We start from the raw sequence: 14,837 nt of genomic DNA, 5'->3' as shown, positions 1-14,837 counted from the left end.
GTGCAGCAACGCCTCCCCGACCTCTCCGCCCTGGACGTCGTCGTCACGGTCGCGCGTCTGGGCAGCATGGGTGCCGCGGCGCGTGATCTCGGTATCAGCCAACAGGCGGTGAGTTCCCGGGTACGCAGCGTCGAACGGGAACTCGGCGTGGAGATCTTCGTCCGGTCGGCCGGCGGCGTCGACGTCACCGCCAACGGCATGGCCGTGCTGGAGTGGGCCAACGCACTCGTCGAACGCGGCGCGCAATTCATGGCCGGCGTCGACGCCCTGGTCGGTGCACATCACTCGACGCTGGTGGTGGCGGCGTCGAAAACCGTTGCGGAATACCTGGTTCCGATCTGGATCACCACCCTCGCGCACCGCAGTGACGTGAAGATCTCGGTGCGGCCGATGAACTCGTCGGAGGTGATGGCGGCGGTCCATGCCGGCGAGGCCGATCTCGGTTTCATCGAAAGTCCCGGCGCGATCAACGATCTCGACAGCGCGATGGTCTCCCGCGACGAACTGGTGGTGGTCGTCGCACCTGGTCACCCGTGGGCCACCGGCGCGACGATCGGCATCGACGAACTCGCCGCGACGCCCCTGATCCAGCGCGAGCCGGGATCGGGCACTCGCGTGACCTATGAAGCGGCCCTGCGGGATTCGGGCGCCACCCCGGCCGAGCCGTCAATCGAATTACGGTCGGTCACCGCGATTCGCGCTTCCGTACTGAATTCGCCTGGCGCCGCAGTACTTTCACGCCTGTCGGTGGACGACGACATCACCGCGGGACGGTTGGTCCGCGTCGACGTCGAGGGCCTGCGGATGCTGCGACCACTGCGTGCGGTGTGGTCGCCGAACATCAGGCTACGCGGCCCGGCCCGCGACCTCCTCGATGTGGCGTTGCCGGCCGGGCGCCCGAAATAGCCTCAGCGAGCACTGAATCCGGCGTCGACGGGCAGCGTGATGCCGGTGATATAGCGGGCGTCGTCGGAGACGAGGAAGGCGATCGCGTTGGAGATGTCGACCGGTTCCACCCACGGGATCGGCATGAGGTTCTTCACCGCGTCGATCTCGACGTCGGGGCCGAGCGCGTTGAAGATCTGCTCCATCACCGGGTTCTGGATCATCGGGGTCGCGACACCGGTCGGGTGCACGGTGTTGACCCGAATATTCATGGGCGACAACCAGTTCGCCCACGACCGCATCATCCCGACCAGACCGTGCTTGGCGGCGGTGTAGGCGACACTCGGACCACCCGAGCCGCCGGTGCCCTTCAGGCCCTGGGTCGAACTGGTGATCACGATCGACCCGGCCTGTTTGTCGATCAGGCTCTGCACACCGGCCATCACCGTGTAGAACACGCCGGTCATGTTGACATCGATGACGTCTTTCCAGCGCTCGACGTACTCGCCGTCGAGCCCGACGGGCGCAATGCCCGCGTTGGCGATGATGATGTCGAGGGTGCCGAGCTCTGCCTCACCGTCGGCGACCACCGACCGCAACGCATCGAGGTCACGCACGTCGACCTGCCGCGACACGATTCGCCGATCGAGCGCCTCGACCTGCTTGACCGTCTCGGCGAGATCCTCCGGGGCGGCCATCGCGTACTCGACCGACGAGATCTGGTCGCAGATGTCGACGGCGATGATGTCAGCGCCCTCCGACGCCAGCTTCACCGCGTGACTGCGGCCCTGTCCCCGCGCGGCACCCGTGATGAATGCGACCTTGCCGTCGAGCTTGCCCATGACCGACCTCCCTGTGTGCAGACACTTCCGCTCCGCACAGTAGAGGCCCGGCGCGCGCATGCGGGCCGAAATCCCACCCACCGGACGGTGGGGCATGATCTGATCACACGCCGTGTCAGTTGCCCTATACAGTGGCGTCTGACACACCCTCGCACGACGACCATCGGAGGCCTGCGCAATGCCCTCAATCCGCGACCGCATCGACGGACTGACCGACACCGTCGGCGCCATCCGCGTCCTCCATCGCGCCGGGGCGCTCGACTTCACCAAACCGCAGCAGGTGGCCAAGGCGTCGAAGCTCGCCAAGACGCTGGGGGCACCGGCCGCGATCATCCTGCACGGCGCGGAGGAACAGCCCGACGCGCCCGCGTTGACCGACGAACACGGCACCCTCACCTTCGGCGATCTCGATCGGGCGTCGAATGCGCTGGCCAACGAACTGCTCGGCCTGGGATTGCAGCCCGGCAGCGTCATCGGCGTGCTGGCCCGCGATCATCGCGGCCTGGTGACCGTGCTCGCCGCAGCCGGCCGCGCCGGACTGCGGCTGGTCATGATGAACACCGGTTTCGGCAAGACCCAGTTCGCTGAGGTCGCCGAGCGCGAGAAGGTCCGCGTCATGCTCTACGACGAGGAGTTCACCGATCTCCTCGGCGGTCTGCCCGACGACATGCCGCGATTCCTCACCTGGACCGACGGCAACCGCCCGATCCCAGACGGCGTGCGGACCCTGGAGGACGTAGTCAAGACCGGCGACACCACCGCCCCGGCCACGCCGAAGCAGTTCGCCGGCCTGGTCATCCTCACCAGCGGCACCACCGGATTGCCCAAGGGCGCCCAGCGCGCCAAGTTCTCCCCGTTCACCAGCGCCCTCATCCTCGACCGCATCCCGATCCCGCGGAACGGGTCGATGGTCATCGTCTCGCCGATCTTCCACTCCACGGGCTTCGCGATCTGGGGCGTCGGTACCGCGCTCGGCAACCGTACGGTCGTGATGCGCCGCTTCGACGCGGAGAAGACCCTGGCCGCGCTCGCCGAGTACCGCGCGGAGACGCTGGTGGCGGTGCCCACGATGCTGCACCGGATGGTCGCGCTCGGACCCGAGGTCATCGGCCGCTACGACCTGTCCGCGCTGAAGATCATCGTCGTCGCGGGTTCGGCGCTGTCGCCGACGCTGTCGGAAGCCGTGCAGGACGCGTTCGGTGACGTGCTCTACAACATGTACGGCTCCACCGAGGTCGCCGTCGCGGCGATCGCGCAGCCCCACGAACTGCGGCAGGCGCCCGGCACCGTGGGTCGCGCACCGGTCAGCAGCCGCCTGGCCCTGTTCGACGACAAGGACCAGCGGATCAGCGGCACCGACGTGCGCGGACGACTGTTCGTCCGCAACGGCGCACCCTTCGAGGGCTACACCGACGGCCGGAACAAGCAGATCATCGACGGCTACATGTCGACCGGCGACATGGCCCGCTTCGACAGCTCCGGGCTGCTGTTCATCGACGGGCGCGACGACGACATGATCGTCTCCGGTGGCGAGAACCTGTACCCGCTCGAGGTGGAGAACCTGCTCGCCGAACACCCCGAGGTCGCCGACGTGGCGGTGATCGGCGTCGACGACGAGGAGTACGGCAAGCGTCTGCGCGCGTTCATCGTCGCGGCGCCGGGCACCGATCCGCAGGCCGACGACCTCCGGGCGCACGTCAAGGCTCATCTGGCGCGCTACAAGGTGCCCCGCGACGTCGTCTTCGTCGAGGAACTCCCCCGCAACCCCACGGGCAAGCTCGTGCGGCGGCAACTCCCGACCGGGCCGCTCACCTGAGGTCGATCACGCGCCGCTGCGCATCACCAACCCGATCGTGGCGACCATCGCGTCGACCGCGAACTTGGGTTTGACGTTCTGGTCGAGCGCCGTGCGACAGGCGAGCACGGCCTCGACACAACGCAGCAGTTGTTCGGGGGTGGCGAAACCGGCCATCGGGGTGACGATGCTGTCGGTCTTGTCGGGGTGCATCGCGGTCACCTGAGCCCCCACCGACACGACGAGGGCGTCCCGGAACAGTGCGGCCAGGTCGACGAGTGCGCGGTCGAGGACATCGCGCGACACCCGGGTGGCCCGCGACTTCTGCTTGCGCTCCAGCTCTTTGAGTACTCCCGCGGTGCCGCGCGGCGGACGAGCGGTGCCCTTGCCGGTGCCACCCGCGCCGAGCGCGGTCTTCATCTCCTCGGTCTCGGCTTCGTCGAGTTCCGCACTGATCGCCTTGGCCGCGGCTTCGGCCGAACGAACCAGCTCTTCGGCGGCCGCGTACGCAGTGGAGTCGCGCGTCGCGGCGCGCGCCAAGCCGAGTGCCTGCTCCCGCTGGGCCCGCGCATCCGGGTCGGTGGCCAGTCGCTTGGCCCGACCGATATGTCCGCCGCACACCGAGGCTGCCCACTTGGCGTCGTCGGGTGTGAGGCCGTCGCGGTCAACCAGGACCCGCTCGATGTCGGCGACCGACGGCGTCGTCAGCGCGACGTGCCGGCACCGGGATCGCAGCGTCACCGAGATGTCCTCGGGATCGACCGACGGCGCGCACAGCAGGAACACCGTCCGCGACGGTGGTTCCTCGACGACCTTCAGCAACGCGTTCGCCGCCTGTTCGGTGAGCCGATCGGCGTCCTCGACGATGACGATCTGCCAGCGTCCGGTACCGGGACGACGGGAGGCAGCCTGCACGATCTCGCGCATCGAATCCACCGACAGACTCAGTCCCTGCGGCACGATGTGCCGGACGTCGGCGTGGGTCTGCGCCATCGCGGTCACGCAGGCGCGGCACTCGCCGCAGCCGACCTCGTCGTCGGAGTGGCACTGCAGCGCCGCCGCGAAACAGGTGGCGGCCACCGAGCGGCCACTCCCGGGCGGGCCGGTGAAGAGCCAGGCGTGGGTCATCGCGGCGCGGGACGGACCACTCGGTGCCACCTCCGGCGCGTCACCGAACATCGAGACGGCACCCATGTCGGCCTCGTCGAGTCGGGCCGCAACCCCCCGCGACGCCCACGCTGCCTGACGCAGTTCCTCGGCCACATCGGCCTGTCCGGTCAGTCGGTCGAAGACTTTGGTCACACCGCCACACTAATGCGCTGATCAGACACATCCCGACGACCAGCGCGTGTTTAACAATTGCAAGCAGGCAGCTACCGTAGAACGCGTGGTTAATCGTCGGTCCCGGTGGTCAAAGGCCCTGCATCTGGGCCGATGGCTGGTACACACACCGTGGCCGATCCTTGCCCTCGACATGCTCCGCGCCAACGTCATCGGCGCGTTGTTCACCTTCGCATTCCTGCGCTTCGGTATGCCACTCGAGGACTCGATCCGATTCGACGAGATCACCGCACTCAATCAGGCGATCTTCGCGGTCTACCTCATCGTCGCGATGCTCGTCGGTGCGATCGCGTCGATTCAGCTGTCGTTACCCGTCCTCGTCTGGCATCGGCGGCGCACCCGCCTCGACAACGAGGTCGCACGCCGACGAGCGCTGCGGCTGCCGTACCTGCTGTCGGCGGTCAACCTCGCGTTGTGGCTGATCGGCGGGGTGCTGTTCACCCTGGTGAACTTCGCGGTGTCGCACAAGGACGCATTCATCGTGGGCATGGCGTCGGCGATCGGCGCGCTCGTGACCTGCGTGCTCTCCTACATGCAGGCGGAGAAGGTGCTACGCCCGATCACCGTCGCGGCGATGGCCAACGACCCCGACGCGGCGTCGGCGCCGGGCGTGACCACCCGCATCGCGGTGTTCTGGGTGATCAGTGTGGTGGCCCCGCTCGCGGTGATCATCGGCCTCATCACCATGCAGCGCTATGGCTGGATCGATACCGATGCCGCAGGTCTGCAACGACCGATCCTGTGGATGTCGGCGTCGGCGCTCGCGTTCAGCCTCATCGCGATCATCCGGGTGGTCGCGGCGATCAACGACCCGATCAAGCAACTGCGCCGCGCCCAGAGCAAGGTCTCCGCCGGCGACCTCAACGTCGCCGTGAAGATCTACGACGGAAGTGACCTCGGCCTGCTGCAGGCCGGCTTCAACGACATGGTCGCCGACCTGCGCGAACGACAAACACTGCGCAACCTGTTCGGCCGGTATGTCGGCGAGGACGTCGCCCGCCGGGCGATCGAGACGGGCACCGAGCTCGGCGGCGAGGAACGCTACGTCGGCGTGCTCTTCGTCGACATCGTCGGGTCGACGCGGCTCGCGGTGAACCGTCCCCCGCGCGAGGTCGTCGAGCTGCTCAACGAGTTCTTCCGGGTCGTGGTCGCCGTCGTGGGACGGCACGGTGGTTTCGTCAACAAGTTCCAGGGTGATGCGGCGCTGGCGATCTTCGGTGCGCCGCTGGATCTCGAGGACTTCGCCGGCCGCGCGCTGGCCTCGGCACGCGAGCTGCGCATCGAGCTCTACCGCACCCTCGGCGACACCGACGTCGGCATCGGGGTGTCGGCGGGCAAGGCGATCGCCGGACACATCGGGGCCGAGGAGCGCCTCGAATACACGGTCATCGGGGATCCGGTCAACGAGGCCGCCCGCCTCACCGAACTGGCCAAGGACGAACCAACCCGGGTCCTCGGCTCGGCGCGCGCGGTGTTCCTGGCATCGCAGGAGGAAGCGCAGAACTGGGACATCGGCGAAGGTGTCGAACTGCGCGGCCGCGGGATCGAGACGCTGCTCGCCCGACCGCACGTCGATCCGATGAGCAGCGGTCCGATTCCGGTCACCGCGGTGCCCTAGTCGGCGGTTTTCTTCGCCGCCTTCTTCGCCGCGGCTTTTTTGGCCGGAGCCTTCTTCGCCGCAGTCTTCTTCGCGGCCGCCTTCTTGGCCGGGGCCTTCTTCTTGGCCGCCTTCTTCGCCGGGCCGCGGGCGCGGCGGTCGGCGAGCAGTTCCATCGCCCGTTCCGGGGTGATCGAGGCGACCTCGTCGCCCTTGCGCAGGCTCGCGTTGGTCTCCCCGTCGGTCACGTACGGCCCGAAGCGGCCGTCCTTGATGACCATCGGCTTACCGCTGACGGAATCCTCTTTCTCCAGGTCACGCAGCGGTGGTGCGGCCGCCTGCCGACCGCGACGCTTGGGCTCGGAGTAGATCTTGAGCGCCTCGTCGAGGGTGATCTCGAAGAGCTGCTCCTCGCTGGTCAGCGACCGCGAGTCGGTGCCCTTCTTCAGGTACGGACCATAGCGGCCGTTCTGCGCGGTGATCTCCTCGTTGGACGCCGGGTCGACGCCGACCACCCGCGGCAACGACAACAACTTGAGCGCGTCCTCGAGGGTGACCGTGGAGATGTCCATGGTCTTGAACAGCGAGCCGGTGCGCGGCTTGGGCCCGGCCTTCTTGGCCGCCTTTTTCGCGGCCTTCTTGGCCGGTGCCTTGGTGGCGGTCTTCGTCGCGGTACCGCCGCCGGCGGGTGCGTCGTCGAGCGGCACCACACCACCCTCGCCGCCGTCGCGGGGTGTGGGGCCGGCCGGCACCGTCGCCGGGGCCGATCCGTCGTCGCCGTCGTCGTCGGACGGCAGGATCTCGGTCACATACGGCCCGAAGCGTCCTTCCTTGGCGACGATCTCGTGGCCGGTCACCGGGTCGTTGCCGAGCGAACGACCCTCCTGCGGTGTCGCGAACAGCTTCTCGGCAACGGCCAGTGTCAGCTCGTCCGGGGTGATGTCGGCGGGCAGATTCGCGCGCTGCAGGTCCGGTTCGGCGTCCGGCGAGGCCGCAACATTCCGTTCCAGATACGGCCCATACCGTCCGACCCGGACGACGACCGGCCGTCCCTCCTCGTCGTCGAACAGCCGGATGGAGTTCACCTCGCGGGCGTCGATCTCCTCGAGATTGACGCCGACCAGCTTCTTCAGGCCGCCATGCTTCGCGATCTCGGAGCCCGCGATCCCCGAAGAAGGATCGACAGTGTCGTGCTCCGTATTGTTTGCCGCGTCGCCGAAGTAGAACTCGGTGAGCCAGCGGGTGCGGTTCTCCTGGCCGCTGGCGATCTGGTCGAGGTCGTCCTCCAGGGAGGCGGTGAAGTCGTAGTCGACGAGGCTCTGGAAATAGGCCTCCAGGAGCCCGACGACGGCGAACGCGATCCACGACGGGACCAGGGCGTTGCCCTTCTTGACCACGTAACCGCGGTCCTGGATGGTGCCGATGATCGACGCGTAGGTCGACGGGCGACCGATGCCGAGCTCCTCGAGCACCTTGACCAGCGACGCCTCGGTGTAGCGCGCGGGCGGATTGGTGGAGTGCCCGTCGGCGGTCACACCGGTGGCGGTCAGCGCCTGCCCCTCGGTGAGCTGCGGCAGGCGGTTCTCCGCGTCGTCGGCCTGTCCTCCGGCCTGATCGTCGACGGTCTCGACATAGGCCGAGAGGAAGCCGGGGAAGGTGATGGTGCGACCGGACGCGGCGAAGGTGGCGCGCTCCCCGGTCGTCGCGGTACCGCTGATCCGCAGGCTCATCGTGGTGCCCTTGGCGTCGGCCATCTGCGAGGCCACGGTCCGCTGCCAGATCAGTTCGTAGAGGCGGAACTCGTCGGCCTCGAGCTGACCGGCCACCTGGCCGGGCGTGCGGAACGTCTCGCCGGCCGGGCGGATCGCCTCGTGCGCCTCCTGCGCGTTCTTGACCTTGCGGTTGTACTGCCGCGGCGTCGGATGCACGAAGGCGTCGCCGTAGAGCTCGCGGGCCTGCGCGCGTGCCGCGTTGATCGCCGACTCCGACAGCGTCGTCGAGTCGGTACGCATGTAGGTGATGAAACCGTTCTCGTACAGTCGCTGCGCGATGCGCATGGTGCGATCCGACGAGAACCGTAGCTTGCGGCCGGCCTCCTGCTGCAGCGTCGAGGTCATGAACGGCGCATACGGGCGTCGGGTGTAGGGCTTCTCCTCCACCGACGTCACGGTCATCGCCGCGTCCTGCAGCGCGCCGGCCAGACTCGTCGCGCGCGCGCCGTCGAGCACCACGACGCCGTCGGACTTCTTCAGCCCGCCGCGGGCGTCGAAGTCACGACCGGTGGCCACACGGGCGTCGTCGATGGACACCAGGCGCGCACCGAAGGTCGACGGGGTCGTTGCCTCCCCGGCGTCCATGGTTGCCGCGATGTCCCAGTAGTCGGCGGAGACGAACGCCATCCGCTCACGTTCCCGCTCGACGATGATCCGAGTCGCCACCGACTGGACACGGCCCGCCGACAGCTTCGGCATGACCTTCTTCCACAGCACCGGCGACACCTCGTAGCCGTACAGCCGGTCGAGGATGCGCCGGGTCTCTTGGGCGTCGACGAGGTCGATGTCGAGGTCACGCGGATTCTCCGCGGCAGCACGGATGGCCGGTTCGGTGATCTCGTGGAACACCATCCGCTTGACCGGGATCTTCGGCTTCAGCGTCTCGAGCAGATGCCACGCGATGGCCTCGCCCTCGCGGTCACCGTCTGTGGCGAGGTAGAGCTCGTCGACGTCCCGCATCAGTGTCTTCAGTTCGGAGACGGTGGACTTCTTGTCCGCGGAGACGACGTAGAGCGGCTCGAAGTTGTCGTCGACGTTGACGCCGAGACGGGCCCACGACTCGCCCTTGTACTTGGCAGGAACGTCGGCCGCGCCGCGCGGGAGATCGCGGATGTGGCCGCGGGAGGATTCCACCACGTAATTCGACCCGAGGTAGCCCGCGATCTTGCGGGCCTTCGTCGGGGACTCGACGATCACGAGTCGTCGAATCGGGCTCCCGGTACCGGGAGTTGCGGTGCTGGTATCGGCCACCGGGCGTCCTTACGTTGCTTTCGCTGCACAGCGAGCAACTCCGTGGGGAGCTACTCGTTGAGGTTTGTACCTTATATATAGAGCTGTTTGCACATCAGTATTCCCATGAAGAATATGGGTCAATCGTCCGTGACGCCGACACGACCTGGGATATGCGCAGGTCAGCGCGATATGCACGAAGGTCTCGGTAGCGTATCAACGACGCTCAGAAGCCCGCCACGATCGGCCAGTGCCCCGCCGCGTCGGCGTAGGAGGGTGGTTCGCCAACGTACTCGATGAGATGGGTCAGTCGCCGTTTGCCCGCGATGCGCAGGGCCGGGGATGCACTACGTGTGCCGACCAACGTCGGGGCGATACCCACCCGCATCAGGGCCGTGGCGAGCATGGCGTGGGTGTCCGGCGCGTGCGCATCCAGACCGAGCAGGTAGCGGTCGCCCTCCCGGTTGCCGGCCGCGATGGTCCACAACCGCAACGCCCGGGGGGTGGGTACCCAGCCGGCAGGCATCGCCTTGACCGCACCGGCCGACCAGCGGCGGTGTAGTTCGTCGAGTTCGTGGGTGTGCGTCGTACGCGCGATCGGCGTGCCCTCATCGGTCGTCGCGACCTCGGCAGTGGCGCCGGTATCGGCGAACTCATCCACCAGAGCCTGTGCGCGCCAAGCATCTGCCACGACAATTGAGACCCGCGTACCGATATCGGAGCGGACGGCTTGCCCTTGTGCGGCCAGCACACCCGCGAGATCGTCATACGCAGGCCGGTCGATCTGCGCCGAGAAGAACGACAACTGGCCCACACCCCGACATTACTGCCTGCGGGCATCGACGGCGGGCGGACACGTCCGCACAAACGACACCGCTCCCGGCCACCAAGAAGTGACCGGGAGCGGCATTGCTCAAGCTCGCTGTGCAGCTTGTGGGAGTGATTTACTCCTAGACGGCGCGGACGCCGGTGGCCTGCGGGCCCTTGGTGCCCTGTCCCACCTCGAACTCGACGCGCTGGTTCTCCTCGAGGGTGCGGAAGCCCGAACCCTGGATCTCGGAGTAGTGGACGAACACGTCATCGGACCCCTCGTCAGGCGCGATGAAGCCGAAGCCCTTTTCCGCGTTGAACCACTTCACAGTTCCCTGTGCCATTACTGCATTCCTTTTCGACATTCCAACAGAACGCGACACGATGGTCTCGTGCCGTGGTCGGTTCCGACCGCCATACCTCTATTGGACCCCGCGGAGAACCCGCAAACCAGCTTCAGTACCACGGTCACAACACGTTCCCGCCCGACCTACCGGATCGCTCCGGAGCCTCACGAAAGCTGCGACCGCCACTAGTCAATCATGTCTGGGCCGTGCGCGATAGTCGCCCCAACCAATCTGGGAAAAAACCTGGTCAATCGCGGCGTGTCGGGGGTGCGCAGTAACATCGTGGCCACATCGGCGACCCCCGTCGATCTTTGAGTTAGCAACAATGCAGAAACACACATCATTTGGAGCCGAGCTCCTGCACCGCAGCCTGGCGGGCACCGACGAGGCCGCCCAGTCTCTCACCCACCTATCGGTAATCAATTCTCGGCCAGCATCTTTCGCCGACTGGCCGATGTGGGCCCCAGAAGAATTGACGACCCTATATCGCGAATTCGGAATCGAGAAACCCTGGATTCATCAATCGACGGCAGCCGATCACGCTTTTCGCGGAAATCACGTTGCGTTGTGCACAGGAACCGCCTCCGGGAAATCATTGGCGTATCAGTTACCCATTCTGACCTCGATGATGAACGATCCCAATTCGACGGCGTTGTATCTTTCACCGACCAAGGCGCTCGGGGCCGACCAGATCCGTTCGGTGACTTCCTTACTAGCCGCCGCCGGGGCGACCCCGGCGGGTCGGCCATTGTTCACCCATCTGCAACCTTGCGCCTACGACGGCGACACCGATCCCGAGATCCGGCAGTGGGCCCGTGCGCATTCACGGTGGATCTTCACCAACCCGGACATGGTGCACATCGGGATTCTCTCCGGACATGCCCGCTGGCGGCAGTTCTTTCGGCATCTGCGCTACATCGTCGTCGACGAATTCCACCACTACCGCGGGGTGTTCGGGTCGCATACGGCGCTGGTGCTGCGTCGGTTGTTGCGGATCGCCCGATCGGCCGGCGCCGATCCCGTGGTCATCGGCGCCAGCGCCACGATGGCGCAACCGGCAGAAGCGTTGGCCCGCTTGATCGGCGAGCCGGCCGTCGGGGTGACCGAGGACGGTTCGCCCCGTGGCGAGCGTACGGTCGCGCTGTGGGAGCCGGATTTCCTGCCGGCGGTGACGGGCGAGAACGGTGCACCGGTCCGCCGGTCGGCAGGCGCCGAATCCGCGCGACTGCTGGCCGATTTCGTCGTCGAGGGCGCCCGGACGCTGTGCTTCCAGCGCAGCCGACGGGGCGTGGAGGTCACCGCGCGACAGGCCCGCCACCTGCTGGCGCAGACCGCGCCAGAGCTGGTCGACAAGGTGGCCGCCTACCGTGCCGGTTATCTCGCCGACGATCGGCGGCGACTCGAACACGCCATCTCCGAGGGCGAACTCGTCGGCGTGGCAACGACCAATGCACTGGAGCTCGGCGTCGACATCAGCGGTTTGGACGCGGTCATCATCGGCGGCTACCCGGGCACCGTGGCGTCCTTCTGGCAGCAGGCCGGGCGCGCGGGACGTCAACGGACATCCGGTGATTCGCTGGTGGTCCTCGTCGCGCGCGACGATCCGCTCGACACCTATCTGGTCCACCATCCCGACGCGCTGCTGTCGCGGCCGGTGGAGGTGACCGTCACCGACCCGGGAAACCCGTACATCCTGCGGCCCCATCTGTTGTGCGCGGCAGCCGAATTGCCGCTGCGCGAAAGCGAGATCGAGGCCTGGGAGGCGCACGACGCGGTGGCCGCGCTGGTCGCCGACGGAATGCTCAAGCGCCGCAAGGCCGGCTGGTATGTGGCCGCGGGTTTGGAGCCGCATGCCGACATCGACATCCGCGGCGGCATCGGCGGCCAGGTCCTGATCGTCGATACGACGACCTCCCAACTGCTCGGCACGGTCGACACCGGCCGGGCGATGTCGACCGTGCATCCCGGGGCGCTGCACATCCATCAGGGTGAGTCCTACGTCGTCGACGAGCTCGATCTGGATGACGGTCTGGCGTTGGCCCATCCGGAGGAGCCGGATTGGACGACATCGGCGCGCGAGACCACCGACATCGACATCACCCGGATCATCGATTCCCGGACGTACGGCGAGCTGACCGTGGCGCTCGTCGACGTCGACGTGACCCATCAGGTGGTCGGCTATCTGCGGACCCTGCTCACCGGAGAGGTCCTCGACTCTGTCGAACTCGACATGCCGCCGCAGACGCTGAGCACTCGGGCGGTGATGTACACGCTGACCCCGGAGGCGCTCGACGCCGTCGGCGTGACCGCCGGCCGTCTGCCCGGCGCGTTGCACGCCGCCGAGCACGCCGCCATCGGGATGATGCCGCTGGTGGCCTCCTGCGACCGCTGGGACATCGGCGGTCTGTCGACCAACCTGCACCCCGACACCGGGCTCCCGACGGTGTTCGTCTACGACGGCCACCTCGGTGGCGCGGGCTTCGCCGACCGCGGTTTCGCCGCGTTCGGGACGTGGATCGAGGCGACCCGTGACGCCGTCGCGAGCTGCCGATGCGAGAGTGGGTGCCCGTCGTGTGTGCAGTCCCCGAAATGTGGCAACGGTAACGATCCATTGGACAAGGACGGCGCGCTCAAGGTGCTCAACCGGCTCGCTCGGGGATACTTGAATACATGAATGAAGATCGCACCGGCATATTTGAGGGGCTGTCGCAGGCGATCACGACCGCACGGCCCGCTTATTTCCTGTTCGCACGACCCACCGAGAATCCGGATGAACTTCCGGCGACGATCGGTGAACGGGACGTGTTTTTCGACGTTGACCAGGCCATGGATGCGCTGGATCTGCACTACGCGTGGTCGCACGCACGGCACGGGGAGCACAGCTCCGTCGTGTCGTCTGCCCAGTGGTACCTGCAGAGCGCGATGGTCGGACCGCGCGTCGAGCCCGGTCTCGGCGAGGTTTATCTGGCCACCAAGCCGTCCGATTTTTCGCAGCCGCAGGCTGTCGCAGGCGGGTTTCTGACCGAAGGTGAGCTAATTCACTGGACGCCTTTCGTGCGAGCTGTCAAACAGCACATGCCGATCGCGCCGGCCTCGAATTCGTTCGCGCTGGCCTACCGCACGAACACCACCGTGAGCTTCGACCAGGTGTGGTTCACCCCGCTGGAGTCGCGCCGGGTCTACCCGCAGCCGATCGTCGTCGGCGAGGACGATCTCTGACCGATTCTCAGTCGATCGGGCCGGCGCGCGCTGACGCCTCGGCCCGACGCAGACCGAACGGCCCGAGGGGGACGGGCACGGCGGTCCGCACCACCACATCAGCACCATCCGGCGCGCAGCGAACCAGCTGCGCGCCGGTTCTTTGTTCGGTGACGATCTGCTGCGCAGTCGCGCACGGGTTCGGCTCGCCACGGACGTGGTCCTGGGCTGCTGCCAGCGCCGCGAGATCGGCCGCCGACTGCGCGCGGTGGCGCGCGACGACCGCGGCTCCGAAGTAGCCGACCGCGATGGTGGCGGCCACGACGGCGGCAATCGCGAACGCACCGACGATGGTCGCGAAGCCGCGGTCGTCGGACCAGGCCGCCGTCATGGCGGCGCCGGGTCGGACGATGCCATCGACTCGGGTTCCCCGTCGGCGGCCGGTTCCTTCATCGCCACCGCCCGCGCGGACACCGCCACCGCGGGCAGCAGCGGCATCGTTGCCCGCACCTCCACCTGCACCCGCAAGCCGTCGTCGGAGACCGCCACGCGCGCCGAGCTGCCGGCGATTCGGATGGCGGTGTCGCGGGCAGCCGGGTCACCGGCGGCGGCGAGCCGCGCGGCTTCCCGGGCGGCGTCGGTGCAGCGGATTTGCACGCTGACCCCGACGACCGCGCCCACCCCGAGCACGATGACCGCCACCATCGCCGCGATCGCGTACGCGGCCTCCACCGTGACCATGCCGTGGTCGTCGGCCCAGATTCGTCTGCACCGCAACCATTCACGGCGTGCGAGCACTTGTCAGCCCACCGACGTGTTGAGCGCCTTGGTGATGATTCCGGTGAGCGCGCTGATCACGTTGTCGCCGGAGACGACGGTGTAGAGGATCGCCCCGAATGCGGCGGCCGCAATCGTGCCGATCGCATATTCGGCCGTGGACATCCCGGCGTCGTCGGTGGCCACCCGCCAGAACTCATCCTGAATCGTTGTCACCGCGCGACGGAACCGGTTGTGGTGCAT

At 67.4% G+C, this 14,837-nt stretch carries 13 protein-coding genes; 5 read left to right on the top strand and 8 right to left on the bottom strand.

Features of this window, described 5'->3' with window-relative positions:
- Window positions 1–906 carry a LysR family transcriptional regulator gene (locus AAFP30_RS07525; RefSeq protein ID WP_419229253.1) on the top strand — a complete coding sequence of 302 codons (906 nt, stop codon included), beginning with the start codon at window positions 1–3 and terminating at the stop codon, window positions 904–906.
- A 2-nt stretch (window positions 907–908) separates the two neighbouring features.
- Here the strand turns inward: AAFP30_RS07525 and AAFP30_RS07520 are convergent, their stop codons facing one another.
- Window positions 909–1,727 carry a mycofactocin-coupled SDR family oxidoreductase gene (locus AAFP30_RS07520; protein WP_419229252.1) on the bottom strand — a complete coding sequence of 273 codons (819 nt, stop codon included), beginning with the start codon at window positions 1,725–1,727 and terminating at the stop codon, window positions 909–911.
- Between the two features lie 178 nt (window positions 1,728–1,905).
- Between AAFP30_RS07520 and AAFP30_RS07515 the strand changes: the two genes are divergently transcribed.
- The gene (locus tag AAFP30_RS07515; RefSeq protein ID WP_419229251.1) at window positions 1,906–3,543 is read left to right on the top strand and encodes an acyl-CoA synthetase; all 1,638 of its coding nucleotides are present in this window, start codon (window positions 1,906–1,908) and stop codon (window positions 3,541–3,543) included.
- A gap of 6 nt (window positions 3,544–3,549) precedes the next feature.
- Here the strand turns inward: AAFP30_RS07515 and AAFP30_RS07510 are convergent, their stop codons facing one another.
- Window positions 3,550–4,824 (bottom strand): DNA polymerase III subunit delta', encoded by a 1,275-nt coding sequence (locus tag AAFP30_RS07510; protein WP_419229250.1) that lies wholly within the window; start codon window positions 4,822–4,824, stop codon window positions 3,550–3,552.
- Window positions 4,825–4,996: 172 nt separating this feature from the next.
- Between AAFP30_RS07510 and AAFP30_RS07505 the strand changes: the two genes are divergently transcribed.
- Window positions 4,997–6,481 carry an adenylate/guanylate cyclase domain-containing protein gene (locus AAFP30_RS07505; RefSeq protein ID WP_419229465.1) on the top strand — a complete coding sequence of 495 codons (1,485 nt, stop codon included), beginning with the start codon at window positions 4,997–4,999 and terminating at the stop codon, window positions 6,479–6,481.
- On the opposite strand, the gene topA is transcribed toward AAFP30_RS07505, so the two are convergent.
- From topA to AAFP30_RS07490, 3 genes are all read right to left on the bottom strand, one after another.
- Window positions 6,478–9,483, bottom strand: a complete 3,006-nt coding sequence (topA, locus tag AAFP30_RS07500; RefSeq protein WP_419229249.1) for a type I DNA topoisomerase — start codon at window positions 9,481–9,483, stop codon at window positions 6,478–6,480. The genes AAFP30_RS07505 and topA overlap by 4 nt on opposite strands.
- A 205-nt stretch (window positions 9,484–9,688) precedes the next feature.
- The gene (locus tag AAFP30_RS07495; protein ID WP_419229248.1) at window positions 9,689–10,276 is read right to left on the bottom strand and encodes a hypothetical protein; all 588 of its coding nucleotides are present in this window, start codon (window positions 10,274–10,276) and stop codon (window positions 9,689–9,691) included.
- 136 nt (window positions 10,277–10,412) lie between these two features.
- Window positions 10,413–10,616 carry a cold-shock protein gene (locus tag AAFP30_RS07490; protein ID WP_004022110.1) on the bottom strand — a complete coding sequence of 68 codons (204 nt, stop codon included), beginning with the start codon at window positions 10,614–10,616 and terminating at the stop codon, window positions 10,413–10,415.
- Window positions 10,617–10,944: 328 nt separating this feature from the next.
- Here AAFP30_RS07490 and AAFP30_RS07485 point away from each other — a divergent pair, with 328 nt between their 5' ends.
- Together AAFP30_RS07485 and AAFP30_RS07480 are read left to right on the top strand one after the other, a co-directional pair.
- On the top strand, window positions 10,945–13,293 hold the full coding sequence (locus tag AAFP30_RS07485; protein WP_419229247.1) for a DEAD/DEAH box helicase: 2,349 nt from the start codon (window positions 10,945–10,947) through the stop codon (window positions 13,291–13,293).
- Entirely contained in the window at window positions 13,290–13,838 is a 549-nt protein-coding gene (locus AAFP30_RS07480) for a hypothetical protein (RefSeq protein WP_419229246.1), read from the top strand. The genes AAFP30_RS07485 and AAFP30_RS07480 overlap by 4 nt, the downstream gene beginning before the upstream one ends.
- A gap of 7 nt (window positions 13,839–13,845) precedes the next feature.
- Here AAFP30_RS07480 and AAFP30_RS07475 read toward each other — a convergent pair whose 3' ends face one another.
- The 3 genes from AAFP30_RS07475 to AAFP30_RS07465 are packed head-to-tail and all read right to left on the bottom strand — an operon-like array spanning window position 13,846 to window position 14,837.
- Window positions 13,846–14,208 (bottom strand): Rv3654c family TadE-like protein, encoded by a 363-nt coding sequence (locus AAFP30_RS07475; protein WP_419229245.1) that lies wholly within the window; start codon window positions 14,206–14,208, stop codon window positions 13,846–13,848.
- Window positions 14,205–14,558, bottom strand: a complete 354-nt coding sequence (locus tag AAFP30_RS07470; RefSeq protein WP_419229244.1) for a TadE family type IV pilus minor pilin — start codon at window positions 14,556–14,558, stop codon at window positions 14,205–14,207. Before AAFP30_RS07470 ends, AAFP30_RS07475 begins: the two co-directional genes overlap by 4 nt.
- Window positions 14,559–14,618: 60 nt before the next feature.
- Window positions 14,619–14,837, bottom strand: a complete 219-nt coding sequence (locus AAFP30_RS07465; RefSeq protein WP_419229243.1) for a DUF4244 domain-containing protein — start codon at window positions 14,835–14,837, stop codon at window positions 14,619–14,621.

The organism is Gordonia sp. CPCC 205515 (genome assembly GCF_048537925.1).
Lineage (GTDB): Bacteria > Actinomycetota > Actinomycetes > Mycobacteriales > Mycobacteriaceae > Gordonia.
Note: the sequence above shows the minus strand (reverse complement) of the source record. Positions and strands in the feature narration are given on the sequence as shown.